A 25,592-nucleotide genomic window follows, 5' to 3' on the forward strand; every position below is an offset into this window, starting at 1 on the left:
CGTCAGTCGCGGGCGTGCAGGTCCCGGAGGCGGACGCGCTCTGGAACACGGTCGAGCGCCGTCGCCGGCCAGTCGTCGTGGACCAGCGTGAAGGACACGTCAGGATGGAGTTCGACCAGCCGCCGGACCCCCGTCGCTGCGGCTTCGTAGGCCGCTCGGTCGGTTCGGTCCGGGACCTCGGCAGTCAGCGGATAGGTATCGGCGAGTTCTCGCGGATACGGACCGAACGGGGGCAGAACGCCCCAGCTCTCATCGTACTGTGCGCTGGAACTGCCTTCGGTCAGCAGGACCTCGTCGCCCTCGACCGGAAGACGCTCCAGCCGGTCCTGATGGCGTCGGACCTCGGGTCTGCGGGCGCTCTCGTGTGAGGTGTAGAAGAAGGCGTCCTTCGAGACGGGGTCGGTCCGTTCGAGCTGCTCAGCGTGGTCGAGCAGCGCGCGGAAGCCGTCGAGCATCGCCGGATGGCCGCGAGCGCGGCTGTCGACGAGTTCCATGAGGTTACCCGAGCGAATCGCCTGCTTGACCGTCCGGATTTCGCCGTAGGTGACGTGGAGGTTGTGTCGCGCGAGCAGTTCCTCACGCTGGTCAGCGTCCATCGCATCGAGTTCCGCTGGTGTGTGGTCTGTACAGACTGGACAGTGACACGGGAAGTAACTCAGTTCGTCAAGCAGTTCCGTCCCCTGCACCGTGAGATACCGGTCATCGCGGGCGTATAGCGCGTAGGCCGCCGAATCGAACAGGTCACAGCCCAGCGCCGCCGCCATCGCGAACATCATCGGGTGGCCCGCGCCGAACAGGTGGACCGGACCGACCTCCCCCAGCCCACGCTTGCAGGCCGCGACGACATCAGCGAGGTCGGCGTAGCGGTACTCGTTCATCAGGGGGACGACGGCTCCCAGCGGGAACACGTCAAGTCCGGTCGAGACGGCGTCTGCGGCGGCACGCTCCCGCAGATCCGGATATGTCGCGCCCTGAACCGGCGCGCTGACGAGCATCTCGCCGGTGTCGACGGTGGCAGCGTGTTCGAGCCGTTCCTGTGTCGTTTTGAGTTCTTCGGTCGCCCGTTCGCGATCCACGTCCGGCGGCGTCGGGATGTCCACCGGCGTCCCGATGTCCGAGCCGATTTCGTGCTGAAATTCAAGTATCTCCTCAGTGGTCACGTCGATGTCGCCGTACTCGGCGAGCTGGAAGGACCCGGAGTCGGTCATGATAGCCCCATCGAACCCGAGCAGGTCGTGGAGGCCTTGCTCCAGTACGGGCTCACGGAGGTCATCGGAGCCGTGCAGGATGTAGCTGTTCGTGATGAGTATCTCCGCCCCGAACTCCGACGCCAACGTTGCCGGTGCGACCGTCTGGACGTGGGGATTGACCACCGGCAGGATCGTCGGCGTCTCGACGGTGACACCGGCCCGTGGTACCGTTAGCTCGCCCAGCCGGCCCGCTGCGTCGTACTGGCGGACCTCGAAATTCGTCATTACACGTCGTCGTCGGCCGGCGCGCCTAAGGGTTGTGTTCCCCCGTGGCTGGCCGTTCGTCGCTGGCGGAAACCGATAACCGCAGTTGGCCGAACGACGGGCCAGCCGGCACAGCGTCGCTATTCGTCGGGTCGCTCCGGTCCGCCAGGTATCAGTTTGCGCTCGGGCCGATGGACGGTCCCGGTCTCCTCGTCGGCGACGTACGCCTGTGACGTCCGGAACATATCGACCACCTCGCCGCGGGACCCGTAGGCGTCCTCGACGAGGCGTTCGAGCAACTCCGCCCGCGAAATCGGCTGGCCGGTCCGGCGGCGGACGGCCGCGCGCAGTTTATCCAGCCGGCGCTCCGTCTGTTCGTCGAGTGCAATCGAGGCCATATGTTACTAGATAACACTCCACAATGTTTCAAGCTGTCGTCGGTTCAGCGCTCGAACAGCGCGTAGTACATGATACCCAAGGCAGCGCGACCGTCCCGAAGCGTTCCGTCGCGCACCGACTGGACCAGGGAGTCGAAGTCGGTGGTGTCGACGCGGATCGATTCGTTGTGGTCCAGGTCCTGGTCGGCCGTGGCCTCGCACCCCTGTGCGACGTAGTAGTGGAACACGTAGTCGGTATTACCGTTGGCCGGTTCGCCCGTATAGAGGTGGTCGAGCGTGTCTGCCTCGTAGCCCGTCTCCTCGCGGAGTTCGCGGGCGGCGGTGACCTGCGGATCGTCGTCCTCGGCCTCCATCGTTCCGGCCGGCAAGCCGCGGTTGACCCGCCGGATCGGCTGTCGCCACTCCTCGATGACGACTACGTCGCCGTCGGTAGTGAACGGGAGGATGACGACGCTATCGCCGTTTCGCACGTAGTCGAACTCCCCCTCCGTCCCGTCAGGGAGGCGAACGGCCTCGCGGATGACATCAAAGCCCGGACAGGCGTAGGCGGTTTCGGCACCGAGCGTCTCCCAAGCGAGTTCCTCGTCCATACCGGCAGTGTGTCCTCCACCGGCAAAGTCCGCACGGGTCCACGCAAATGCAAGCACCGGACGAATGAGACGTGCCGGCCTACGCACAGATGACATGAGAATCTCGATTATCGGCCTCCTGCTTGGTATCGTGCTGTTCGTCCTCCCGGTCCCCGGGACGTTCATCGCCGGGGGACTGGTCCTCGTGGCCGGTGCGCTAGCTCGGTGGTTCGGGCTCTGAGAGCGTGACGGTGACCTACAGTTTGTCGGCGGCCTGAGCCTGCTTGGTCCGCCTATCTGCCTGTTCGAGACGCTTCCGGGCCGCGTTCGATAGCGGGTCGGACAGGTCGTCGCTGGCCTCCTCGATTCTGGCCGCGACGCGCTGGAGGCGGTCGGCGACGACCTGGAGTTGTTTGTCGGCATTCCCGCGGTCGCCGGCCTCGGCGCGCTTGGTTGCCCGCCTGGCGGCCTCGACGACAGCGGCGAGCGCGCGTTCGAGTCCCTGGATAGCGTTCCCGGAGCCACCGCTGCCGCTGCTTCCGTTCTCTGTATCGCCATCATCATCACCGTCGTCGTCCATCTCGTTGAGCACCGCTTGCCGCGTTTCCTCGGCGATATCGACGAGGAACGACGCCAGCGACGCCTTGCCGGTTCGGGGTTGTTCGATCTGTGTGGCAGTGTCGGCCTCAGAATCCGGATTCACCCGGAACGCGCCGACCTCGTCATCGCGGTCCCGGACCTCCGTCGTGTACGCGCCGCCGCCGTGGACGTACACGGCGTCGGGCTCCGAGAGCGGTGCATCGTACAGCCGCCCGGCGAAGTCGTCCTCGACGGCGAGGTCGGTGAGATCGCTGTCAGTCCCCGACGGATCGATTTCGAGGCGGGTGGCGTTTTCCCGGGCGACGAGTGAGACCTCGCCGTCGACCCCGGCTCTGGTCGGCCCGTCGGCCGTCTCCGCGTCGGGGACAGACACCGTCTCGCTGTGTGGCGCGACGCCGGCCCCGTTGACGGTGAACCGATGGTCGCCCGCGGGCACGTCCTGAACGACGGCCAGTCCCGAAAAGGTCGGGACGGCCTCTGGGTCGCTCTCCAGCAGGGCGACGGACTCGACGGCCGTGTCCTCGGTCGTGAGCCCCTCGTCTTCCGGTGCGTCGTCGTTCGAAACGGCTTCCGAGAGGCTGGCGACGACGGTCCGTATCTCCGCCGGCGCGCCGATGGCGTCGTAGCGCTCGGCCAGCGCCGCCCGGTGGTTCGGCTCGGAGATGTCCGCGGCGGGGTTCTCGTATCGGGGCTGATCCCAGGGCGCGCCCGTCGTCGTGATATGGCCCGCGACGGCGTCCTCGGCGAACTCGGGCACAGCGAACTCGAAGCTCAACTGCGGGCCGGTGAAATCGGCGATGTGTTCCAGTTCACTGCTCGGCACGAGATCGTATTCGATGTCCGGGTCGGCCTCACCGCGGTCGGTGTGCTGGAACACGAGCCCCGTTTCCCGCGTCGGCAGGTCCGTCGGCGGTTCGGTGAGGCTGTCGAACGAGCGGACGGTGAGCGACTCCGAGATGAGGTCCTCGCGGCTGACCGACGGGAGCCGCTCGTGTTCGTACAGCGGCGCGCCCTCGTACTCCGGCACGAGATAGGGGAGCCGGGAGCCCTCGTCGCGCGGGAGGCCGTAGGCGACGGGGATCTCCGCGAGGTCCTCGATGGTCTCGACGGCGCTGTTCGTGATGTCAGCGAACCGGTCCCCCTCCGGCAACCGGGTGAACCGGTCGCGGACGTCGTTGACCGACAGCGCGCTGGAGTGCGAGCCCAGTTCAGAGAGGATGCGAGGGACCATCTCCGGGTCCGGGTCGAGGAACTCGTTGTTGGGTACCTTCCGGGAGTGGGAACTGGCGACGTACAGTTGCGGGTCGCCCGTCTCCGTGTCGACGAACACGTGCAGTGCCTCCCAGTCGTGCCAGTGGAAGTTGGTCGTGAACTGGTCGAACGCCGAGTAGAACCAGAACTGGACGACGGCGAGCGGCGAGCGCTCGTACTCGACGGCGTGGTAGAACACCGTCGGGTCCGGCGGCTCGCCGTCGGTCATCCGTTCGTGATACCCGTTGAACGCGTCGAACCCGTCGACAACGGTCTCCCCGTCCTGCTCGCTGGTGTACGGCCGCGGGTCCGTCGGAAACCACGGTTCCGCCTGGTCGAAGTACAGCGTCGGTGCGAACCGGCGCGCGAGCTCCGCGGCCCGCTTGCCGTCGACCGGCGTAGCCGTGCCGTCGCGCCCGCCTTCGAGTGCCGAACAGCCAGCGATGGACACGAGGCCGGCCCCGGCGACCGACTGCAGGACCGCGCGTCGAGAGAGCCGATCGCGCTCGCTCATCGGTACCTCTGTCGACAGCGTGTCAGGCGTTTGAAACACCGGCGAGCGCCGGTTTCCGAACCCAATAATTCCATACACCAATCAGCGAACCGCGGAGGAAAACCCTTCTGGCAGTCTCCCAGCGTGCCCCGTCAATACCGCTCGAACCCCGCCGTGTCCAGATAGTTGTGCACGACCGTGATCGAGTGGTCGGCATGGAGCGCCTTCGGGCCAAGCGAGACGCGCTCGTCCGCGTGATCAGCCAGCAGCACCCCTTCCTCCTCCCGGAAGTCGTGGTGGTCGGAGAGGACGAACACCGGGTCCGACGGCGGGGCAACGTCGACGACGGGGTCGCCGTCCTCGTGCAACTGGACGATGGTTCCGCGGCTCGCCACGTCGTCAAGCGTCCCCTCGAACCCACGCCTTGTGAGCGACACCCCCGGCGACGTTTCGACCGGGATGTGACCAATAGCTTCCTCGCGCTCTTCTAGCGCCTTGCGGATCAGTGCCGCCGTGGACCGCTCGTCCGGATTCAGCCGGCGGAGGTCGCTCCCCTCGAACGTGACGGTGTACTCGTCCGATAGAATGAGGTGGACCCGAACGTCCTCCCGGATAGCGTGGCTCAGGAAGAACGCGCTGGTGACGCACCGACAGAGCACGTCGAGCCGGCCGGCAGCGCCGGCCAGGTCGTCGAGCGAGAACTCCGGCGTCGTCGGGGCGTCGTGGCCGATGATGACGAACTGGCGCATACTGAGTCGTCACCCCACGGCGATTTACGTCCGTCGACTGCTGTCAGCACCGACAGGGAAGAACGCTACAAACGCCGTCTGAGCGTCCAGAAAGGGTTTACCGGGAGCGACGAATCGCTCATTCATGCACAGACGCGCCCTCCTCGCGTCGGTCACGGGTGCGATGGCCGGGCTCGCCGGCTGTTCGTTCGGTACCCTCGGCACCGACGAAACCGACGAGGTAACGCCGGCACCGCGCCCGGTCCAGTCACCGACCGAGGCGAGCGACAGCGGGACAGAGACACCGACAGACACCGACGATCCACCCAGACCCGAGGACCCGACGACCGTCGTCGAACTGGCAACCGGGCCGCGGACCTACGCGCTCAGTTCGCCAGGACTCCATACCGACGATGGGGCGCGAATCGGGCTCTGGTTCGACCGGACGGCGACCGACAGCCATCCGGCCACGCTTCGCGGCTGGCTCCAGAACGGCAACGAGTTCGAGAACACGTTCAGAATCGAGTGGATTCCGGGGGTCGGACGGACACACAGCCGCCAACCCAGCGGCTATGACCACGAAGCGCGCCTCCATCTCGCACCCACGGAGAACAATGAACTCGCTGTGGAAGTGCCCTCGCTCGGCCGAACGGAGGAAGGGTACTGGCGCGTCGACGACGTCGGCCCGTGGATGCCAGAGACGCACCGGCTGGACCCTGGTGACTGGGTCCAACTGGAGTACGCGCTCGTCGGCGAACCGGGCCAGTCCGGGCGGCCGACCGGGACCTACGAGTTCCGCGGACGGGACGAGTCACTCTCGATCTCCGTCTGGGATACGCGAAATCCCGGCCCGGAAACGGAGTCCCGGTTCGCTGGGCGCTCGCTGCCGCCGTTTCCCGGCGATGGCGGCGTCCAATGGTTCCACGAAGCAGATAAGACGACCCCGGCCTTCGTTCGTCCAACCGCCGAGCGAGTACAACTGGACGCACAGGTGGGCTTCGAGATGGTCAATAACAGCCACGAGCGACTGCAGTGTGGCCATTGGGACCTCTACAAACTCGTCGACGGCGAGTGGTTCCACATTGCACCGACGGGCCACACCGCTGACTGTCGTATCTTGGTTCCGGGCGGCCGGGAACAGTGGGGCCTCCGGGCGTTTAACCGACAGGCTGTCGGTTGTGGAACCGGCGACTGCCATTGTGACGGCCTCACGCAAGGCTACCTCGGCGGCGGCGAGTACGCCGTCGTCGCCGGCTACGGGCACACGACGACCGAAAGCGGTGCGCTGGTCGAACTGATCGGTGGCCGGGCTGCTGTGACACCGACCGACAGCGTGTCGACGGCGCGTGATGGCGATACCGTCACGGTGACGACTGACCGCCATGATGGGGAACGCCCTGCCGATGCGACGTTCTCGCTGACTCACGCCGACAGCGCGAGCGAGCGGATCATCGCCGAACAGGTGATGACAAGTGGTCGGTTCGCCACGTACGAGGGCGGACTTCGTAACGCCCTCCCGTTCCTGACAGACGACGTGAGCCGCGTCGTCGTCAAGACCGACGAACAGGCCGTCGACGGCGTACTTGGATACGATTCGGACAGTCGCCGGTTCGAGTTCCGCGGGCAGGCCTACAAAGTCGATCGGGGTCGGAGCACAGGCTAAGAATCGTGTGGAGAGCGATCTTGGTGCTGTAATTGAAACCGGGGTCAGTTCGAATTTGAACCGCCGCGGAGCAAAGCGCCGCAAGCGCACAGTTCCTTCGCTCACGGGAACGCGTTACGACCATCTGGAAACCGAAAGATGTCACTCACTGGTTTGAGTTGGAAAAGTGGGCCGGCGCGAATTCGAATCGCGGTTACGGCCACCCGAAGGCCGAAGGATACCAGGCTACCCCACCGGCCCGTGCGATAGCAATCGGATAGAAGACAGGGGCAGTTTTAACGGTTGCGAAACAGCGAGATAGGGAGTGCTTTCATCAGCAGTCCGCAAGCGAAAGACATGGAGATCCACGACGAACGCATTCCAGCAGCGACGTTCGCGACCTGAGTCGACAACATGCCCCAGCCCTGTGTCGACTTCGCTGTCGAATACGAGGACGGCATCGTACTCACACGACGACAGAACGAGCCAGCCAAAGGCGAGTGGTTCTGGCCGGGGAGCCGCCTCCATAGGGGTGAACGACTGGACGACGCGGCGAAAATTACACTCGACGACCAGCACGACGCCTATCGCGTCGTCACGGAACCACCAGGGGACACGAACCAGTACGTCACGGAGTCCTTCGAGCAGTTCGATATCGGCCAGTAGCGGGTGCAAATTGTTGTTTTATGGCCGGATACATGTCTCAAGAGCAGTCGGGCTATACGAGACTAGCAGGTAACTGAACAGAAGATTGATTACCCATCGCAGTTACTCACTATCTGAGTAACTATGACGATCCTCATCACTGGCGGTGACGGCTACGTCGGCTGGCCGGCCGCACTGCGAATCGCGGACCAAACGGACGACCGAGTGCTGCTCGTCGACAACTTCGGCCGACGGGAGTGGGTCGAGGACGTCGGCGCGACGAGCGCGACACCAGTGGCTAGCATCGACGAGCGCCTCGACGCGGCCCGCGAGGTCCACGGCCTGACGAACCTTTCATTCGTCGAGGGCGATCTTGCCGAGAAGTCCTTCGTTGACGAGCTGCTGACGGTTCACGAACCCGAGGTTGTCGTCCACACCGCCGCCCAGCCGTCCGCGCCGTACTCCCAGATCAACGGCGAACGGGCGAACTACACCCAGCATAACAACCTCCAGGCGACGCGGAACCTCCTGTGGGGCCTCGAAGAACACGACCTCACCGACACCCACTTCGTCGAGACGACGACGACGGGCGTCTACGGCGCGCCGGAGTTCCCAATTCCGGAGGGCGGCGCGGCGATGGAGAACCAAGGCGAGCGCGACGACGTGCCGTTCCCCAACATGGGCGGGAGCTGGTACCACGCGACGAAGGGCTTCGACGCACAGAATATGCGGCTGGCCCACACGCAGTTCGACATCCCGATCTCGGACGTGCGGACGGCCATCGTCTACGGGACCGAGACAGAGGAGACCCGTGAAGACGACCGGCTCAAGACCCGCTTCGACTTCGACTACTACTTCGGGACGGTCACGCACCGCTTCTGTGCGCAGGCCGTCGCAGGCTATCCCGTCACTGTGTACGGTAAAGGCGAGCAGCGCAAGCCGTTCATCTCACTCGAAGACGCCGTCGAAGGGCTGGCCGAAGTTGCGCTGACCGACCCCAACGAGCGCCCCGAGGGGCTGACGGTGTACAACCAGGTCACGCGGGCCATCAGCATCGTCGAAATCGCCGAGACCATCGCCGACGTGGGCAGCGAGTACGACCTCGACGTGGATGTCGAGCACTTCGAGAACCCCCGCGACGAGGACGAGACCCACAAGATGGAGATCGAGAACGACCGGTACGCCGACCTCATCGGCGGCCAGTCCCAGTCCTTCGAGGACGGCGTCGGCGACATCTTCGAGACGCTGACCCGCTACGCCGACACCATCGAGGCCCACGAGGACCGCTTCCTGCCGGGCGTCCTGAGCGAGGACTGACGATGGACGTGTTGGTCACCGGGGCCTGTGGCTACATCGGCAGCGCGCTGATACCGCTGCTGCGGGCAGACGAGCGTGTAGACAACGTCGTTGTCTTCGACGACCTCTCCTCGGGGTCGCCGCGGGCGCTGCTGGGGACGCTCGGGGACGGGCTCGAATTCCGCCGGGGCGATGTCCGCGAGTACGGTGACGTGGAAAGCGCCATGCGCGGTGTCGACCGCGTCATCCATCTGGCGGCCGTCACCGGTGCGTCGAGCACACACGAACGCCGCGACGAGACGTTCGATATCAACTACGACGGCACCGAGAACGTCCTGACTGCAGCCGGCAAACTCGGGGTAGACCACGTGGTCTTTGCCTCCTCGTGCAACGTCTACGGCCGCGCGACCAGCACCGACATTGATGAGACAGTCGACCCGGACCCCATCAACCCCTACGCGGAGACGAAACTGCAGTCCGAGACGCTGCTGCGGGAGTACTGCGAGGAGTTCGATATGACCGGCATCGCCCTGCGGATGGCCACCAACTTCGGCCACTCGCCGGGCATCCGGTTCAACCTTGTCGTGAACTACTTCGTATTCCGCGCGCTCACAGGCCGCCCGCTCACCGTCTACGGCGACGGCTCGAACTGGCGGCCGTTCATCCACGTCCAAGACGCCGCCCGCGCCTATGCGGAGGCGGCATGCGACCCCGAGTCCTGGGACGAACCAGTGTACAACGTCGGGTCGACGGATGCGAACTACCAGATATCTGAAATTGCCGATATCGTCGCCGACGAGGTCGCCCCGGTCGATGTGACCTACCTCGAAGACGAACATCCTGGGCCGTCCTATCACGTCAACTTCGACCGACTGAGTCGGACCGACTTCGAACCATCGTGGACGCTCCGCGAGGGCGTCCGCGACCTCGCGGAGAAATTCACCACCAATGTCTGAGACAGAACCTACCAGCGAACGGCCCCACATCGCCGTCACCGGCGGAGCGGGCTACATCGGCAGCCGCGTCATCTACGAACTACAGCAGGCCCACCCCGACTGGGAGATTACCGCTATCGACAACTTCTATCTCGGTACCGTGCGGTCCGTCGGCGATGTCGACATCGAACACGTCGACATCCGGAACCGGGACCGTCTGGAAGCAGCGCTAGACGGGGCCGACGTCGTGATGCACCTCGCGGCGGTGTCCGGCGTCGACGACTGCGAGGAAAAGCAGGATCTGGCCTACGAGGTCAACGTACAAGGAACGGACAACGTCGCCTGGTTCTGCCGCAAGACCGGCGCGGCGCTGATCTTCCCATTCTCGATGGCCGTCATCGGCGACCCACAGGAGTTCCCCATCACCGTCGATCACCTGCGGGACCCGCTGAACTGGTACGGCCGGACGAAATTACTCAACGAGCGCGCCATCGAGACCTACGCCGACGGTGCATTCCCGGCCCACCAGTTCATGATTTCGAACCTCTACGGCAGCCACGAACTGGACGGCCAGACCGTCTCGAAGGGGACCGTCATCAATTTCTTCGTGAACCGCGCGCTCGCCGGCGAGACGCTGACGGTCTACGAGCCCGGGACGCAGTCCCGGAACTTCATCCACGTCAAGGACGTGGCCCGGGCTTACGTCGACAGCTGCGAGCGGCTGTTGGAGCAGCTGGACCGTGGCGAGACCGGCGTCGAGAAGTACGAAATCGCCAGCGACGAGGACCCGAGCGTCCACACCGTCGCCAACCTTGTCAAAGATATCGCCGCTGATGTCGCCGACATCGATGCCGACGTGGAACTCGTCGAGAACCCCCGGGGCGACGACGAGACGCTCGTCGACTCCTTCCCGGTTGACACCGAGCGAACGACCGACACCTTGGGATGGACGTCGGACCACGACGTGGAATCGGCCATCCGAGCGGCGCTGCAGTCGGCGGACGCGTAGGACAGCGAGTCCCGATGGATTTATTCGCCAGACCGGAAAGAGAGGAGACATGAGCGATACGCCCGGGACGGGAGCGGTACTCAATGACCGGCCCGAACTGAAATCCGCGACAGAAGCGGTTCTGGCCGTCGATGACAAACAGGATGGCTGGACCTTCGACGACATTCCCATCGATTCGGGCCAGTTCGGCGAACTCGTCTCCGCGGGCATCGTCGAGAAAGACGGTGACGAGTACCGCGTCGCTGATCCCGATGCTGTGCGAGCCGCGCTTAGCGACGAATCCAAGGTCAGTAGTGACAGCGGGTACGGGACGGCTTTCCGTGATGTGCTACGATTTGATTTCGACGCGCGAGCAACTGGCCTGCTTGTCGCCGCCCTAGCGGTCGTCTTCGTCGCCCGAACGTACGTCATCGGGTCGATATATCGTGGCGGCGACATCGTTCTATCGAGTAACGACCCCTACTACTACAGGTACCACGTCGAACAGGTCGCGGCAAACGCCGGCAGCGCGGCCGATTTCGGGGCGCTCTCCGTGCTGCCAGAGGCACTAACTAAAGGGGAGCCACTCACTATCGCGACGCTCTGGTGGGTTTCCAGCCTCTTCGGCGGGAGCAAAACAGTCATTGGCCACGTTCTCGCCTGGTATCCGGTCGTGTCAGCACTCGTCACGAGCGTCCTGCTCTATTTGCTCGCAGTTCGAGTGTCCAGCGACCGGCGTGTCGGCCTCGCATCGGTCCTTTTCCTCGCGTTCATTCCCGGCCACGCCTTCCGGACGAGCTTGGGGTTCGCGGATCACCACGCCTTCGACTATCCCTGGCTGGGACTCACCGCCCTTGCACTCGTAGTCGCGCTAACGACCGCCACAAAGCGAACGTCGCTTCGTCGACCACAGCCGTGGATCGCCGCAGTCGGCATCGGTGTCGGGACTGCCGGCCAGGTGCTCGCGTGGGAGGCCGGGCCGTTGCTTGTCCTGCCAGTCAGTCTGGTCGTATTAGGCCAGACATTTCTTGACGTGTCTAACGACCGGTCGGCACTGGTCAGGAGCGCGCCAGCCCTTGCCGGCGTTAGCCTCGGGGCGATACTCGCTTGGAGTGCCCATACTGTCACCGGCTGGCAAACTGCGCTCGTTGCCAGTGCGCCAGCACTGCTAACGCTGGGCACTGCCGTCATCATTACGACAGCAGAAACAGTCAGGCGCGTCGGTGGTACTACCGAGCAACTGGCGGCGGTCGATATCGGGCTTGGTGTCGTCGGTCTCCTCCTCTTCCGCTTTGGCTTCACAGAACAGTGGGGTACGTTCAACAGGCGTCTCAGCCTCCTGTTTCGGTCCGACGGGATCGCTGAGACATATGGACTATTCAGCGCGGACGCTTTCGGCTTCCTGTTTCTGCTCGGTCTGACGCTGTTCCTGGCGCTCCCGGCGATGGTCTGGGGCGTCGACCTCGCTCGGAACGACCGGAGCGGCTGGCTCGTCGCCAGTAGCTACGCCTGGGTACTGTTCGCCCTCGCCGTGATCCAGGTCCGTTTCGTCGGCGAACTGGCCCCGTTTCTTGCTTTGTTCGCCGGCCTCGCATTCGTCTGGGTCGCCTCGTGGGTCGATCTCGCCCGTCCGGTGCTGACGACTGGTGATAGGGCATTCGTCTTTAGCTAATACTCACAGTAATACTGTTAGACCGTGATTTTCGGTCGAATTTCGCCCATACACCACACCAAAACGACGANCATTCGTCTTTAGCTAATACTCACAGTAATACTGTTAGACCGTGATTTTCGGTCGAATTTCGCCCATACACCACACCAAAACGACGAAAACCACCGATGCTATTGTTGATCATCGCAGGATTTCACAAGGGACAGCACCTCGACCGACGGAATTGGTTCTCCTAACATCCACAGTTATAATTTCATTTCCAAGAATTACTACTGGTGTTAGCTAAAGACGAATGNCCTCGACCGACGGAATTGGTTCTCCTAACATCCACAGTTATAATTTCATTTCCAAGAATTACTACTGGTGTTAGCTAAAGACGAATGGGTGATAGGGACCTACGGGACGTACTCGTTCCGGACACCCGCGCGGTTGCCTCGCTGTTCGTGCTGTTTCTGTTGTTCGGGGCCCTCGGGATGGTGCAGGTTCCGGTCAAAACGAGTCAGGTACTCGTCGATGACGGGACATACGACGCGGCGACTGCAATCGAGGCAGACGCTGCAGAGCGCGGACTCGAATACCCCGAAAGCTACGTCCTCAGCCGCTGGGGACAGAACCGAGTGTACAACTACTTCGTCAACGGTGAGTCCCGGAGCTACGGCTACGCTCGCCAGACATACGGGCCGTTCGTCGCAGCGACAGACCCTAGTGCGGCCCACGATCGGATTTCCAACCGGGTCGGGTACGTCGTGACGACAGAGAACGACGTCGAGGAACCGACCACGATGTACGCTCGGTTGCACCAGCACTTCGGAAGCCGGAACGGAAATGTAGACGGGCTGGCTCACTACCGACCACTTTTCACGAGCGACGACGGGAGCCACAAGGCGTTCGCGGTCGTTCCCGGTGGAGCGATACAGGGGACCGCAGCCCCGAACTCGACCGTCTCGGTCGTAACGACGGTCGCGGTCTCAGAGAGAGAGGTCGACTACGAGCGCCAGACGACAGCCAACCAGAACGGTGACTTCACTGTTACCGTCGCAAATCCCGGGACGTACACCGTGACGACCGATAACGGAAATGAAACGACGATCGAAGTCACAGAACAGATGGTGTACAATGGCGGCAACGTCACTGTCGAGTGATTTCGGAGACAGGCGCGCTGTGGGTCTGAAGCGAAACGACCATTGTACCCACCGAAAGAACAGAGGGTGTGTGCGTCTGGGTTCGTGTCGTCATCGTGCTCGTGCTGTGTCTGACACTTGGGGGACTGTTCGTCCACGCGGAGGTGACGGAAGATAGATGGTCACCGTATCCGGATGCTACGGACCTTTCGGCCGGGTACGAATCGTACGTCGGACAAGACCTCATGGTGGTTGGCACGGTGACAGAGACCAGCGAAGACGAGATGGAGATTAAAGCCGAGAGCGATGGGGAGGAAATCGTACTCAGAGTCACCGGGATGAAAACAGCCGTCGAACCCGGTGGCGTCGTTCAGGTGTACGGGACGCTCAAACCCGATCAGACGATAGCGGCCGAGCACGTCGAAGTCGTCAGCAGCAGTCGGTGGGCCGAGTTCTACAAGTACGGCGCCTCGGCCGTCGGCGCACTCGGATTCCTGCTCCTGTTCTTCCGGTATTGGCGAATTGACCGAGAGACGTGGACACTGGAGGCCCGCGATGGCTGACCTGCTGACCCACTTTCTCGTTCCGTACATTCTCCTCACAGTCACGAGTTGGCGCGCCGACTGGCTCGACCGGCGCTGGATTGTTGTCGGAATTGGCGGTGCGGCGATTCCCGATCTGGTGAAAGTCGAGATTGTGCTTGACGACAGCACAGTGGAGGCTCTCCTCGGCGTCCCGTTTGCGTACGATCCGCTCTCGACACTCGGCGGAGTCCTGCTACTGGCCGGGATCATCACCGTTGCATTCGATAGACACCACTGGATGCGAGTGTTCGGCCTCGTGACGTTCGGCGGCCTCACGTCGCTGCTGTTTGATGGGATGCGAGTGTACGCTGATGGACGAGCAAACGCCTGGCTGTATCCGTTCACGAACTGGCGACCGCCGACACCGAGCCTGTACGTGTCTTCGGACCCGACCGTGCTTGTCGTAGCGCTACTTACGGCCGGTACGGTCGCGATCCTCGACAGGCGGATTCGAGCGCAGAATTGACCTCGCTACCAGGTCAACCCTTCGTAGGTGATGCCGTCGCGCCGCTCGATGATGCGTCGGCCATCGACGACGACAGGGTCGGCCATTTCGTCGAACTCAGTATCGAGCGCCGCAAACTCGTCCCAGTCAGTGACGACAACAGCGCCGGAGGCACCCGCGAGGGCGGCCGCGGCCGTGTCGGCGTACTCGATGTCGGGGTAGCGCTCGCGCATATTCTCGGTCGCAACGGGGTCGTAGGCGACGATGTCTGCGCCACGCTCCTGCAGCCCTTCGATGACTGGAACCGCTCGCGTGTTCCGAATGTCATCCGTCCCGGGCTTGAATGCCAACCCGAGAACGGCGACGCGTTGCCCGGACACGTCGACGTGGTCGCCGAGGAGAGAGAGGAGCCGTTCTGGCTGGGCGTCGTTCAGTTCTACGGCCGCCGAGAGGACAGCAGGGTCGTAGCCCTGCTCCCGCGCTGCAGCGATGATGGCGTCCGTATCCTTCGGGAAGCAACTGCCGCCCCAGCCGACACCGCTCCGGAGGAACTGCTCGCCGATGCGGTTGTCGAGTCCGATAGCATCGGCTACTTCGTAGGCGTCGACGCCGAACTCCTTGCAGATGTTTCCGATGTCGTTTATCAGGCTGACTTTCGTCGCGAGGAACGTGTTGTTGGCGTACTTTATCATCTCGGCCTCGGAGATACCGGTTTCGACAACCGGCACGTCGCCGTCAGCAGCCTCGCGCAGCGGCGCGTAGAGGTCATGGAGCAGGTCCGTGGCTCGGTCGTCGTCCGTCCCGAAGACGAGCTTGTCGGGGTTCAGGAAGTCCACGACGGCCGTCCCCTCGCGCTGGAATTCGGGATTGGACGCGACGAGGAAGTCCGTCCCGCGTTCGAGACCGGCGTCGGCGATACGGGGCGCGAGCCGATCTTCGGTCGTGTTCGGGACGACAGTGGACTTCGTGAGGACGAGGTGCGGGTCGTCGGCCGAGCGCTCGGCACCGGCCAGCGCCTCACCGATGGATGCAGCACCGGCTTCCATGAACTGGAGGTCGATGCTTCCATCGTCGTTGGAGGGCGTCGGGAGCGCTAGCATCGTTAGCTCAGTGTCGAGTATTTCCTCGTAGTCGGTACTTGCCCGGAGTCGCCCACCACCGTGTTCGGCGACGAGTTCATCAAGCCCAGGTTCGTGTATCGGTGACTCGCCGTCATTGATTGCATCAACGATGTCTTCGTCGATGTCTATCGTTACGACTTCGTGCCCGAGATCCGCAAGACACGCCGCGACCGTCGTCCCGACGTATCCGCTCCCGACAATACTGACGTTCATCGAGCGGCAGTAGTCAAGGAGCGGATATTATAATTCGGATCTTATAATTCGACAAGAGTTTTATCGGACGGCCAACGAATTGAGATATATGAAAGCTGTCGTACTCGCTGCTGGTGAAGGGACCCGTCTCCGCCCGCTGACCGAAGACAAGCCGAAGGGAATGGTAGAGGTCGCAGGGAAACCGATTCTGACCCACTGTTTCGAACAGTTGATCGAACTAGGCGCTGACGAACTACTGGTAGTTGTCGGCTACAAGAAGCAGGCCATCATTAATCACTACGAGGACGAGTTCGATGGTGTCCCGATCACCTACACCCACCAGCGCGAACAGAACGGGCTCGCACACGCGCTTCTGACCGTCGAGGAGCACGTCGATGACGACTTCATGCTGATGCTCGGCGACAACATCTTCGAAGCGAACCTCCGAGATGTCGTCAACCGTCAGGCGGAGGAACGTGCTGACGCCGCTTTCCTCGTTGAGGAAGTCCCATGGGATGAGGCCGGGCGGTATGGTGTCTGTGACACCAACAAGTACGGCGAGATCACCGAAGTTGTCGAGAAACCGGAGGAGCCGCCGTCAAACCTAGTGATGACCGGGTTCTACACGTTCACGCCGGCCATCTTCCACGCCTGCCATCTGGTGCAACCCTCCAACCGCGGCGAGTACGAAATCAGTGATGCGATTGACCTCCTGTTGCACTCCGGGAGAACGATCGACGCGATCCGCATGGATGGCTGGCGGAACGATATCGGCTATCCCGAGGACCGAGATCAGGCCGAGGAACGGCTACAGGGCGAGGTTGACCCGGAGAGATCCGCCGAGAACATCGCTGCAAGCGAGTGAGAGACTAAAGCGGGTCGTCCCACCAGCAACTAGTGTAACCACACAGCCATGTAGGCCACACAGTTGTACGGTATTTCAATCGGAAGGCTGGACACCATCGTGAGACGAGATCCATCGTACAGCACCAAAGGGAGCGGGCACAACGCGAGTTAGAGCGACGTTGTGATAGCCGACACAACTGCGCTGGTACGTTTGCTGTGGATACGTCAACTCGCGAATTCAGGGCGGTTGGACTGCGTGTCCTCACACAGTAGCTTCTATATTTGAGTCCCGGGACGCAGGACTTATCCCGGAACTCGGTAATCACACTGATAATGGATAGTGGCTGGCGGTATCGGGTTGCAAGTGTAGCCGGCGTCGTCGTGCTGACAGCGGCCGCCGTCGCGCTTGTCAACAACGCAACCATCCAGTCGATAGCGACAACCATCCCGGTGTTCAATCGGCTACCGACTGACCCCCCAACTGGGTCAGAGTTCACGTTTGAACTGTTGGTCACAATCGCAGTCGTCGTTAGTGTGTTCCTCCCGTTGTACAAACCCCGTCCGCGAAGAATTCTCGACGCTATAGCACTGGCCCAGAAGCGGGTGCTCGTAGCAGTTCTTGTCCTGGCGACAATCGGTTATTTTGACTACACGTATCGATTGCCGCGCTTGACTGTCGTGTTAGTGACTCCCTTATTACTAGTCGCATTGCCCTCGTGGTTCGTGTGGATTCGCAAGCGACCGTCGTCAAACGGCGAACGAACCATCGTCGTTGGGGACGACCTCAAGGTGATAGAGGAAGTCGCAAGTGAGGTCGACGGGACACTTCTGGGCTATCTCTGCCCAACGAGTGTTATGACGGCAATCGAACGGACCGAAGCCATCGCTGACGGCGGAACGAACCCCAGCGGGTTGGAACGGCTGGGTGGCCTCTCGCGAATCGAGGACGTACTCGTCGAGTATGATATCGACACTGTTGTGCTGGCGTTTGAACACGCCGACCGGGCAGAGTTCTTCGGCGCTCTCGACGCCTGTTACGAATACGGCGTCAACGCGAAAGTCCACCGGGACCATACAGACTCCGTACTGACCACCAGCAGTGGGGTCGGAACGCTAGTCGACGTAGAGGTCGAACCATGGGACATACAGGACTACATTCTCAAGCGCGCGTTCGATATCGCGTTCGCATCGGCTGGACTGGTCGCGCTATCGCCGGTGATCATCGGAATTGTAGTCGCAATAAAGCTGGAGGACGGCGGCTCGATACTGTACCGGCAAGACCGAACAGCAGTGTTCGGCGAAACCTTCTCCATCTACAAGTTCCGGTCAATGATCGAGAACGCCGAAAACGAGACCGGCGTGAAAATCAGTGACGAGGATGCGGGTGAGGTCGATCCACGCGTGACATCGGTTGGTCGAGTGCTGCGACAGACACACCTAGATGAGATCCCACAACTCTGGTCGATACTGCGAGGTGATATGAGTGTTGTCGGGCCACGGCCCGAACGCCCGGAACTAGACTCGGATATCCAGACCGGTGTCGTTGACTGGCAGAAACGATGGTTCGTCAAACCGGGCCTGACCGGGCCTGCCCAAGTCAATCACGTGACTGGGAAGGAACCCGGCGAAAAGCTGCGATACGACCTAGAGTACGTGCGTGACCAGTCGTTTACTTACGATATGAAACTCGTTTCGAGACAGATCTGGAGTGTCATTATCGACATAATAGTTGCGTACAAAAACCCGTAGAACCGTTTACACGCCGCGGAATACTTCGATCGGAAACAGGTTCTACAATCGAATACCCTCGAAGAGTTTGTTATCGCCGTATCAAAACCATTCAGATCTGTCACGAGTAGTACAGAGTACCTGTTACGAAGAGCGTAAACAGTTTCACACCGTTCGTGAGAAAGGACACCAGATCAACGAGAAACTGCATAAAAACGATCGGCAGAGGCCTGTTGTGAAGTTACAGAGACCAAGCGAAGAGCCCAGACACTCCAGCAGGGATGCGTCGTGACACTGGAACGAGGTACCGTAACGATCAAACCGACCGTGGTTTCAGGCTATCGATGAAGGTCACAGAGACGTCATAATGGTAAAACAGCGTCTCCAGTCGGCTGGCGAGAACTCAACTCTCAAGTCACTTCCCGATGAGCTTTTATAGAGTTTCGAGCACTCGACGCTCAGCAGTATTTGTGCTCGGTTATTCAAGATAACTAGAGCATCCAGAATCTACCGCTGACTCATCACAGAACCGGAGCAAGCGATCATCGTCATCAATCTACGTAAAACACACACTGTCGGTCCGTTATTCGCTGTTCTCGACGCTGTCACACCTCAGGATACACGACTCTGGAAAGATGCCGGTCTCGACTCAATGGCCCAGTCCATTCAAAAGGTCCTCTCTGGATCAAAAACAGCCATGCTGCAAAGTTCCTCGAACAACCGGAATCACCAGAAAACTACCACCAGCGCGAGTAGCCGCCTACACGCTGGTCACTCGACTGTCACGCTTTTTGCCAGATTACGTGGCTTGTCGATGTTCCGCCCCAGCAGCGCAGCTGTGTGATACGACACCAGTTGCAGATGCGTGTTCGCAAGCACCGCAGCGGCTCGCGGATGCGTCGCCGGAATCTCGAGCACGTGGTCAGCATACCGCTCGACATCACTTTGGCCGTCCGTAATCGCGACCACTGGGGCGTCGCGTGCTTCAACCTCTTTCACGTTCCCGATCGTCTTGCGGGCGCGCTCGTCGTCACCGGTCACAATAGCGAACACCGGTGTGTTCTCGGTTACCAGCGCCAACGGGCCGTGTTTCAGCTCACCTGCAGCGAAGCCCTCGGCGTGTTTGTACGTGATCTCCTTCATTTTCAGCGCACCTTCGAGCGCCACGGGATTCTGATACCCGCGGCCGATGAAGAAGTAGGCGTTGGCGTCCTGATATAACTCAGCGACCTCCTGGGCGGCAGATTCGTCGAGGACCTCCTGGACGTGGCCGGGGAGGTCGCGGAGTGCGCTGATGACCTGCCGGGCGTCGCCGGTTGTGGACGTTCCGAGCGCGAGCAGGTTCAGCGCGGCTATCTGGGAGGCGAAGGTCTTGGTCGCGGCGACGCCGATTTCCGGACCGGCGCGGATGTACAGAGCGTGGTCGCATTCGCGGGCCGCGGTAGAGCCGACGACGTTGGTTACGGCCAGCGTCCGCGCGCCGCGCCGGCGGGCCGCCCGAAGTGCCGAAAGCGTGTCCGCGGTTTCGCCGCTCTGGGTGACGCCCACGACGAGTGCGTCGCCGATGGGTGGCGTGCCTGTTGCGTATTCGCTGGCGAGGAACGCCTGGGCAGGGATGCCCGCCTCGCGGAACAATTGTGCACCGTGCAGGGCTGCATGGTAGGAGGTCCCGCAGGCGACGAACTGGACGCCGGTCGGGGAGAGGTCGCCGAGGTCGCCGATGTCGACCGTGCCGGCGAGTTCGTCGACCCGGCCCCGCAAACATTGCCGGAGCGCGCGGGGTTGCTCGTGAATCTCTTTGAGCATGAAGTGGTCGTAGCCACTCTTACCGGTCTCCTCTGGGTCCCATTGGACGGTATCGATGTCTTTCTCGATAATATTGCCGTCGGTATCAGTGACGGTCCATCCGGCACCGTTGAGTCGGGCGAACTCGCCGTCGGCGAGGTAGACGACCTTGTCGGTGAAATCCCGGAAGGCGGGCACATCACTGGCCAGGTAGGTCGCGTCGTCGTCGATGCCCAAGACGAGCGGCGAATCGTTCCGTGCGGCGAACACCGAGTCACAACCGGCGATGACGACGGCAACGGCGTAACTGCCTTCGAGTCGGCTGATCGTCTCTCTGACGGCGTCTTCGGGGTCGGCTCCAGCGTCCAGCGCGTCCTCAATGAGATGGGGGATGACCTCCGTATCGGTATCAGATGTGAAGGTGTGGCCGGCACTCACGAGTTCGTCCCGTAACGACTGGTAGTTCTCGATAATACCGTTGTGGACAACCGCGACGTCGCCGGTGCAGTCCTGATGCGGGTGGGCGTTCTCGTCGGTTGGTGGTCCGTGCGTACTCCAGCGGGTGTGGCCGATACCGACCGACCCCGAGAGCGTTCGTTCGGAGAGGGCCTCACGCAAGTCGGCGATTTTGCCGGAGTGTTTGCACAGGTCGATGTGGCTGTTTGCAAGCGCGACGCCAGCGGAGTCGTACCCGCGGTACTCCAGTTTCGAAAGGCCGTGGACGAGCGTGTCGAGCGTCTCGTCGCCGCGGCCGACACAGCCGATGATCCCACACATCAGCGGACCACCTCCGCGCCCTCGCGGACGGTTCCATCGACTGTCACGCCAGTGGCGATCTGAGCGTTGGGGCCCACGAGCGACCCGGAGACGAAGCTCACGTCCCCGAGCGCAACAGCACGGTCGGCGATGACGGCGCCCAGCCGCTGGTCCTCGAACACTTCTGTGCCGACCTGGACATCGGCTGGGCCGCCGGGGACGACCGTATTGACGCCCAGGTTCACGTCTTGACCGGTGACAGTGTCGACGAGGGTCGAACTCGGGTCGACACGCGTGTCAGCGTCGAGGACAGTGTGCTGGATGACGCTGTTGGCCCCGACAGTGACGTTGCGCCCGAGTGCGACATTCGGACCGATAACAGCGTCCGGCCCGATCTCACAGTCCGGGCCGATGACGGCCGGCGACTGGAGGGTCGCCTCGTCGTGGACGCGTGCGGAGTTATCGACCCAAACCTGCTCGTCGTGGGCTGATTCGACGACGCGCCCCCGCGCTAGCACCTCGCGGGCGACGGTCAGCAGGTCCCACGGATAGGTCGCGTCGACCCACATTCCGTCGACCTCGACCGCCCGGATTCGGTTAGATTCCAGCAGCAGCTCGATGGTGTCGGTCAGCGCCAGCTCGCCGGCGTGCCGCGTCGTTTCGTCGATGGCCTCGAAGATGTCGCCGTCGAAGGCGTACACGCCGCCGTTGATGAGCCTGAACTCGCTGTGTTGTGGCTTTTCGACGATGTCGACAATATGGCCGTCCTGTACCTCGACAGCACCGTACCGACTGGTGTCCTGTCGTTCGATGACAGCGATGCTTGTGTGCCCAGTCTCCGCGTAGGAGGTATCTACCGCTTCGATAGTGGCCGCATCGACGAGACGGTCACCGTTCATAACCAGAACCGGGCCGTCGAGGACGCTCCGTGCCTGAAGGAGTGCGTGCCCACTGCCGAGCTGTTTCGTCTGGCTCACGTAGGAAATCGGAACGCCACGGTACGTCGGACCGAAGTGGTCCTGAACGCGGTCGCGCTTGTAGCCGACAACGACGACCAGTTTCTCGATGCCCGCCTCGACCAGCGCGTCGAAGACGTGTTCGAGAATCGGGCGGTTTGCGGCTGGCAACATTGGTTTTGGCCGGTTGCGCGTCAACGGCCGGAGGCGAGTCCCCTCACCCGCAGCGAGGACCACAGCCGTATCGATGTGCATACCTGATGCAGACGGAGGAGGGGCTTCAATATGGCGGCCTTACTGAGATTCGTCGGTGTCTACTCGCCACGCATGTCCAGTTTGTGGTGTCGAAACCAAATAAGTAAAGAATCCGAGGTATTCGCCCTCGCGACGCTTCGCTGGTTCCGGATTACAGGCTACTGCTCGCCCATCCGCTCGCCGGCGACCCGACGCCCCTTCGTCGTCAGATTCACTTCGGTCCGTTCCCGGAGCACGCTTATCACGTCGAGTTCGATCAGTCGGTCGAAGATCTCCTCGGTTTTCTCGACGTCGATGCCGACGAAGTTGGGGATGTCGAACGGCGAGACGCCGGAGTGCAGCGCCATGATGACACGTTTCTCCGTCGAACTCAGGTCCAAATCGGCCTGGTTCTGTTCGGCGCTCTCTTCGAGCATCGTCCGGAGAACAGTGGCGTGAAACTCCTCGCCCGCGAGGTGTGTTTCGACGCTGATGTCGTCCTCACTGTGCTCGACCTGAATGACCGTCCGCTCCTCACCGCTGACCTGTTTCTCTTCGACAGTGAGGTCGCCGATGTCGGCGCGGTCGACGACAACCGCTTGCCCGTCGGCCATCGCGAGCTTCAGCGCCTCGTCGGTCACTTTGAGTCTGCCTTTCGTCCACTCGGCGGACTGGACGACGCCGCCTTTCAGTGCCGGGTGTTGGACCAGCACGATTGCGCCGTCGAGACTCGCCCGGTAGAAATCGGTCTCGAACGCCTCGTGATCCGATGCCGACACGAGGATGACGTCCTCGCCGACGTAGAGCGCGACGTAGTCGGAGACACCGGCGCTCTGCTGGTTTACGTCGAATCGGTCGGCGATACGGTCGATGTCGGTGAGTGAAATCTGTCGCTTGTCGTCGCCCAGCAGGGCGACTCGCTCGGTGGTGAGGACGATGCGACAGTTTCGCCACTCGGCGTCAGTGAGGCGCTGGCCCTGTGAGACCGCCTGAAGGAACTGCCCCTTCGTATCGGCGATCTTCTTTTCAGTGTCGCTCATACCCCGTACCGGCCTCTCGTACATCCGTTGTCCGCAGGACTCAATATAAGTTCCGTCGCCAGTGTCGAAAGTGAGAACGGCCGACTGCACTGGCAGCCTGCTCACAGCGGAATCGTACACAATTAGATAGGATATTTTTTGCGTGCGGCGATGTATCGTCAATTGATGACACGGGGTGACGAACCGGATCGGGGACAGTCCCAGACGGGGCGAGAGACAGTCGAACCACCGGACTGGTTCGTCGAACAGGCGAACGTGACTGACCCGGCTGTCTACGACCGCTTCGAACGGGAATGGCCCGATTGCTGGCGCGAGGCCGCCGAGTTACTCGACTGGGCAGAGCCATTCAACACGGTACTCCGTGGGACGGACGGGCCGCCGTTCGAGTGGTTCCCCGGTGGGCGATTAAACGCCGCATACAACTGCCTCGACCGGCATCTCCCCGAGCGGAAGAACCAACTCGCACTGGTTTGGGAGGGTCACCACGGCGAATCCCGCACCTACACCTACCTCGAACTGTACCGGGAGGTCAACGCCTTCGCTGCGGCGCTGCGGGAGCGCGGTGTCGACACCGACGACGTGGTGACGCTGTACCTGCCGATGGTGCCCGAACTCCCGGTCGCGATGCTTGCCTGTGCACGCCTTGGCGTCCCACACAACGTCGTCTTCGCCGGGTTCTCCGCGGACGCACTGGCGACACGGATGGAGCGGGCCGAGTCGGAGTACCTCATCACCTGCGACGGCTACTACCGCCGCGGTAGCGCCGTCGCACAGAAGAACAAGGCCGATAACGCGCGAATCGCCGTCGACCACGACGTGTCGGTCGTGGTACTTGACCGGCTGGGCCGTGACGTACATTTAGGCGATGACTACGACGACTATCACGACCTGCTGGCAGCACACGAGGGGGCCGAAGTCGAGCCCGTCTCGCGGGCGGCGGACGACCCGCTCTTTCGCATCTACACGTCGGGGACGACCGGGCAACCGAAGTCCGTCACGCACACGACCGGTGGATATCTCTCCCACGTCGCCTGGACCGCCCGGTCAGTTCTCGATATCAAGCCCGAAGACACCTACTGGTGCTCGGCCGACATCGGCTGGATTACCGGCCACTCCTACATCGTCTACGGCCCGCTCGCGCTCGGAACGACAACAGTGCTTTACAACGGCACGGCGGACCATCCCAACAAAGACCAGCTGTGGAAGCTCATCGAAAAGTACGCCGTCGACGTGTTCTACACCGCACCGACGGCCGTCCGGGCGTTCATGAAGTGGGGCGAGGAGTACCCCGCGAAGCATGACCTCTCCAGCCTGCGCCTGCTGGGCACCGTCGGCGAACCGATGGACGCGAGCGCCTGGGAGTGGTATCGCGAACACATCGGTGGCGGCGAGTGTCCCGTCGTCGACACCTGGTGGCAGACCGAAACCGGCGCGGTGCTCGTGTCGACGCTGCCTGGCGTCGACGAGATGAAACCCGGGGCCGCGGGAACACCGCTACCGGGAATCGAGGCGTCCGTCGTCGACCGTTCAGGTACGGTGGCCGAGCCGGACACGGCCGGTGAACTCGTCGTGACGCGACCCTGGCCTGGGATGCCGCGGGCGCTGTTGGACGGAACAGACTGGGGCAGCGTCCCGGACAACGCCGAAGGGTGGCGGTACTACCCCGAAGACAGCGTCTCAGTCGACGATGATGGCTACATCACGTTCCTCGGTCGGATCGACGACGCGATCAACGTCGCCGGGCGGCGGTTCAGCACCAAGGAACTGGAGTCGGCAGTCGCCGGCGTTACCGGCGTCGCAGAGGCCGCCGTCGTCGGTGCCGACGACGAGACGACCGGAACGGCGGTGTACGCGTTCGCCTCCCCGGAGGACGGCTACACTGAGAGTGAACTCCGAGTAGCCATCGAAGACGCTATCGTCAACGCTATCGGCGGTATCGCTCGCCCAAAGGAGATCGTGTTCACGCCCGACCTCCCCAAAACACGCTCGGGCAAAGTTATGCGCCGCCTGCTAACCGCAGTGGCGAACGACGAGGAACTGGGCGATACCAGCGCGCTCCGTAACCCCGAAATCCTCGGCGAAATCCAGTCGACGACGAGAAGGGACTGAGTCG

Annotated in this window: 22 protein-coding genes and 1 tRNA gene; 13 read left to right on the top strand and 10 right to left on the bottom strand. The window is 62.3% G+C overall.

Annotation, left to right across the window (positions count from 1 at the left end):
- Positions 1-2: 2 nt before the first annotated feature.
- The 3 genes from tgtA to C444_RS15310 all read right to left on the bottom strand — a co-directional run bounded on the left by tgtA (position 3) and on the right by C444_RS15310 (position 2,442).
- Positions 3-1,475, bottom strand: coding sequence for a tRNA guanosine(15) transglycosylase TgtA (tgtA, locus tag C444_RS15300; RefSeq protein ID WP_004593899.1), 1,473 nt, complete (start codon positions 1,473-1,475; stop codon positions 3-5).
- A 119-nt stretch (positions 1,476-1,594) separates the two neighbouring features.
- A complete protein-coding gene (locus C444_RS15305; protein WP_004593902.1) occupies positions 1,595-1,852 on the bottom strand; it encodes a hypothetical protein in 258 nt (85 codons plus the stop codon).
- 44 nt (positions 1,853-1,896) lie between these two features.
- On the bottom strand, positions 1,897-2,442 hold the full coding sequence (locus C444_RS15310) for an NUDIX hydrolase (protein ID WP_004593903.1): 546 nt from the start codon (positions 2,440-2,442) through the stop codon (positions 1,897-1,899).
- A gap of 94 nt (positions 2,443-2,536) precedes the next feature.
- Between C444_RS15310 and C444_RS23000 the strand changes: the two genes are divergently transcribed.
- Positions 2,537-2,662 (top strand): hypothetical protein, encoded by a 126-nt coding sequence (locus C444_RS23000; protein ID WP_275039451.1) that lies wholly within the window; start codon positions 2,537-2,539, stop codon positions 2,660-2,662.
- 15 nt (positions 2,663-2,677) lie between these two features.
- On the opposite strand, the gene C444_RS15315 is transcribed toward C444_RS23000, so the two are convergent.
- Positions 2,678-4,786 (bottom strand): hypothetical protein, encoded by a 2,109-nt coding sequence (locus C444_RS15315; RefSeq protein WP_004593905.1) that lies wholly within the window; start codon positions 4,784-4,786, stop codon positions 2,678-2,680.
- Between the two features lie 131 nt (positions 4,787-4,917).
- On the bottom strand, positions 4,918-5,514 hold the full coding sequence (gene trmY / locus C444_RS15320; protein ID WP_004593907.1) for a tRNA (pseudouridine(54)-N(1))-methyltransferase TrmY: 597 nt from the start codon (positions 5,512-5,514) through the stop codon (positions 4,918-4,920).
- Positions 5,515-5,638: 124 nt separating this feature from the next.
- Here trmY and C444_RS15325 point away from each other — a divergent pair, with 124 nt between their 5' ends.
- Positions 5,639-7,156 carry a hypothetical protein gene (locus C444_RS15325; protein ID WP_049909552.1) on the top strand — a complete coding sequence of 506 codons (1,518 nt, stop codon included), beginning with the start codon at positions 5,639-5,641 and terminating at the stop codon, positions 7,154-7,156.
- Between the two features lie 167 nt (positions 7,157-7,323).
- Here the strand turns inward: C444_RS15325 and C444_RS15330 are convergent.
- Positions 7,324-7,396: transfer RNA gene (locus tag C444_RS15330), tRNA-Pro, on the bottom strand.
- Positions 7,397-7,549: 153 nt separating this feature from the next.
- Between C444_RS15330 and C444_RS15335 the strand changes: the two genes are divergently transcribed.
- The 8 genes from C444_RS15335 to C444_RS15370 all read left to right on the top strand — a co-directional run bounded on the left by C444_RS15335 (position 7,550) and on the right by C444_RS15370 (position 14,842).
- The gene (locus C444_RS15335; protein WP_004593911.1) at positions 7,550-7,801 is read left to right on the top strand and encodes an NUDIX hydrolase; all 252 of its coding nucleotides are present in this window, start codon (positions 7,550-7,552) and stop codon (positions 7,799-7,801) included.
- A 123-nt stretch (positions 7,802-7,924) separates the two neighbouring features.
- Positions 7,925-9,097 carry an NAD-dependent epimerase/dehydratase family protein gene (locus C444_RS15340; protein WP_004593913.1) on the top strand — a complete coding sequence of 391 codons (1,173 nt, stop codon included), beginning with the start codon at positions 7,925-7,927 and terminating at the stop codon, positions 9,095-9,097.
- Between the two features lie 2 nt (positions 9,098-9,099).
- Positions 9,100-10,032 carry an NAD-dependent epimerase/dehydratase family protein gene (locus C444_RS15345; protein ID WP_004593915.1) on the top strand — a complete coding sequence of 311 codons (933 nt, stop codon included), beginning with the start codon at positions 9,100-9,102 and terminating at the stop codon, positions 10,030-10,032.
- Complete coding sequence (locus tag C444_RS15350; RefSeq protein ID WP_004593917.1) at positions 10,025-11,020, top strand: NAD-dependent epimerase/dehydratase family protein; 996 nt, start codon at positions 10,025-10,027, stop codon at positions 11,018-11,020. Before C444_RS15345 ends, C444_RS15350 begins: the two co-directional genes overlap by 8 nt.
- A gap of 49 nt (positions 11,021-11,069) precedes the next feature.
- Positions 11,070-12,671: an STT3 domain-containing protein gene (locus C444_RS15355; RefSeq protein WP_239641312.1), complete on the top strand. Its 1,602-nt coding sequence runs from the start codon at positions 11,070-11,072 to the stop codon at positions 12,669-12,671.
- A 380-nt stretch (positions 12,672-13,051) separates the two neighbouring features.
- Entirely contained in the window at positions 13,052-13,813 is a 762-nt protein-coding gene (locus C444_RS15360; RefSeq protein ID WP_049909553.1) for a hypothetical protein, read from the top strand.
- Positions 13,814-13,881: 68 nt separating this feature from the next.
- Positions 13,882-14,355, top strand: a complete 474-nt coding sequence (locus C444_RS15365) for a hypothetical protein (RefSeq protein WP_004593919.1) — start codon at positions 13,882-13,884, stop codon at positions 14,353-14,355.
- Entirely contained in the window at positions 14,348-14,842 is a 495-nt protein-coding gene (locus tag C444_RS15370) for a hypothetical protein (RefSeq protein WP_004593921.1), read from the top strand. The genes C444_RS15365 and C444_RS15370 overlap by 8 nt, the downstream gene beginning before the upstream one ends.
- A gap of 5 nt (positions 14,843-14,847) precedes the next feature.
- Here C444_RS15370 and aglM read toward each other — a convergent pair whose 3' ends face one another.
- The gene (gene aglM, locus C444_RS15375; protein WP_004593922.1) at positions 14,848-16,155 is read right to left on the bottom strand and encodes a UDP-glucose 6-dehydrogenase AglM; all 1,308 of its coding nucleotides are present in this window, start codon (positions 16,153-16,155) and stop codon (positions 14,848-14,850) included.
- Positions 16,156-16,243: 88 nt separating this feature from the next.
- On the opposite strand from aglM, the gene aglF reads away from it, so the two are divergent.
- Positions 16,244-16,999 (top strand): UTP--glucose-1-phosphate uridylyltransferase AglF, encoded by a 756-nt coding sequence (gene aglF, locus C444_RS15380; protein WP_004593923.1) that lies wholly within the window; start codon positions 16,244-16,246, stop codon positions 16,997-16,999.
- Between the two features lie 314 nt (positions 17,000-17,313).
- On the top strand, positions 17,314-18,729 hold the full coding sequence (locus C444_RS15385) for a sugar transferase (RefSeq protein ID WP_004593924.1): 1,416 nt from the start codon (positions 17,314-17,316) through the stop codon (positions 18,727-18,729).
- Positions 18,730-19,479: 750 nt separating this feature from the next.
- Here C444_RS15385 and glmS read toward each other — a convergent pair.
- The 3 genes from glmS to C444_RS15400 form a co-directional block, all read right to left on the bottom strand.
- On the bottom strand, positions 19,480-21,270 hold the full coding sequence (gene glmS / locus C444_RS15390) for a glutamine--fructose-6-phosphate transaminase (isomerizing) (RefSeq protein ID WP_004593925.1): 1,791 nt from the start codon (positions 21,268-21,270) through the stop codon (positions 19,480-19,482).
- Positions 21,270-22,460 carry a bifunctional sugar-1-phosphate nucleotidylyltransferase/acetyltransferase gene (glmU, locus tag C444_RS15395; protein WP_004593926.1) on the bottom strand — a complete coding sequence of 397 codons (1,191 nt, stop codon included), beginning with the start codon at positions 22,458-22,460 and terminating at the stop codon, positions 21,270-21,272. Before glmU ends, glmS begins: the two co-directional genes overlap by 1 nt.
- A gap of 158 nt (positions 22,461-22,618) precedes the next feature.
- The gene (locus C444_RS15400; protein WP_004593927.1) at positions 22,619-23,479 is read right to left on the bottom strand and encodes a CheF family chemotaxis protein; all 861 of its coding nucleotides are present in this window, start codon (positions 23,477-23,479) and stop codon (positions 22,619-22,621) included.
- A 165-nt stretch (positions 23,480-23,644) separates the two neighbouring features.
- Between C444_RS15400 and acs the strand changes: the two genes are divergently transcribed.
- A complete protein-coding gene (acs, locus tag C444_RS15405) occupies positions 23,645-25,588 on the top strand; it encodes an acetate--CoA ligase (RefSeq protein WP_004593928.1) in 1,944 nt (647 codons plus the stop codon).
- Positions 25,589-25,592 lie beyond the last annotated feature (4 nt).

The sequence above is a fragment of the Haloarcula japonica DSM 6131 genome (genome assembly GCF_000336635.1).
In the GTDB taxonomy this organism is placed as follows: domain Archaea; phylum Halobacteriota; class Halobacteria; order Halobacteriales; family Haloarculaceae; genus Haloarcula; species Haloarcula japonica.

What these genes read in the sequence shown, in the direction of transcription:
- C444_RS15350 (WP_004593917.1), top strand. Translation starts at nt 10,025, where the DNA reads ATGTCTGAGACAGAACCTACCAGCGAACGGCCCCACATCGCCGTCACC.
- tgtA (WP_004593899.1), bottom strand. Translation starts at nt 1,475, where the DNA reads ATGACGAATTTCGAGGTCCGCCAGTACGACGCAGCGGGCCGGCTGGGC.
- C444_RS15315 (WP_004593905.1), bottom strand. Translation starts at nt 4,786, where the DNA reads ATGAGCGAGCGCGATCGGCTCTCTCGACGCGCGGTCCTGCAGTCGGTC.
- C444_RS15370 (WP_004593921.1), top strand. Translation starts at nt 14,348, where the DNA reads ATGGCTGACCTGCTGACCCACTTTCTCGTTCCGTACATTCTCCTCACA.
- acs (WP_004593928.1), top strand. Translation starts at nt 23,645, where the DNA reads ATGACACGGGGTGACGAACCGGATCGGGGACAGTCCCAGACGGGGCGA.
- C444_RS15360 (WP_049909553.1), top strand. Translation starts at nt 13,052, where the DNA reads ATGGGTGATAGGGACCTACGGGACGTACTCGTTCCGGACACCCGCGCG.
- glmS (WP_004593925.1), bottom strand. Translation starts at nt 21,270, where the DNA reads ATGTGTGGGATCATCGGCTGTGTCGGCCGCGGCGACGAGACGCTCGAC.
- trmY (WP_004593907.1), bottom strand. Translation starts at nt 5,514, where the DNA reads ATGCGCCAGTTCGTCATCATCGGCCACGACGCCCCGACGACGCCGGAG.
- glmU (WP_004593926.1), bottom strand. Translation starts at nt 22,460, where the DNA reads ATGCACATCGATACGGCTGTGGTCCTCGCTGCGGGTGAGGGGACTCGC.
- C444_RS15345 (WP_004593915.1), top strand. Translation starts at nt 9,100, where the DNA reads ATGGACGTGTTGGTCACCGGGGCCTGTGGCTACATCGGCAGCGCGCTG.
- aglF (WP_004593923.1), top strand. Translation starts at nt 16,244, where the DNA reads ATGAAAGCTGTCGTACTCGCTGCTGGTGAAGGGACCCGTCTCCGCCCG.
- C444_RS15355 (WP_239641312.1), top strand. Translation starts at nt 11,070, where the DNA reads ATGAGCGATACGCCCGGGACGGGAGCGGTACTCAATGACCGGCCCGAA.
- C444_RS15325 (WP_049909552.1), top strand. Translation starts at nt 5,639, where the DNA reads ATGCACAGACGCGCCCTCCTCGCGTCGGTCACGGGTGCGATGGCCGGG.
- C444_RS15385 (WP_004593924.1), top strand. Translation starts at nt 17,314, where the DNA reads ATGGATAGTGGCTGGCGGTATCGGGTTGCAAGTGTAGCCGGCGTCGTC.
- C444_RS23000 (WP_275039451.1), top strand. Translation starts at nt 2,537, where the DNA reads ATGAGAATCTCGATTATCGGCCTCCTGCTTGGTATCGTGCTGTTCGTC.
- C444_RS15305 (WP_004593902.1), bottom strand. Translation starts at nt 1,852, where the DNA reads ATGGCCTCGATTGCACTCGACGAACAGACGGAGCGCCGGCTGGATAAA.
- C444_RS15400 (WP_004593927.1), bottom strand. Translation starts at nt 23,479, where the DNA reads ATGAGCGACACTGAAAAGAAGATCGCCGATACGAAGGGGCAGTTCCTT.
- C444_RS15340 (WP_004593913.1), top strand. Translation starts at nt 7,925, where the DNA reads ATGACGATCCTCATCACTGGCGGTGACGGCTACGTCGGCTGGCCGGCC.
- C444_RS15335 (WP_004593911.1), top strand. Translation starts at nt 7,550, where the DNA reads ATGCCCCAGCCCTGTGTCGACTTCGCTGTCGAATACGAGGACGGCATC.
- C444_RS15310 (WP_004593903.1), bottom strand. Translation starts at nt 2,442, where the DNA reads ATGGACGAGGAACTCGCTTGGGAGACGCTCGGTGCCGAAACCGCCTAC.
- aglM (WP_004593922.1), bottom strand. Translation starts at nt 16,155, where the DNA reads ATGAACGTCAGTATTGTCGGGAGCGGATACGTCGGGACGACGGTCGCG.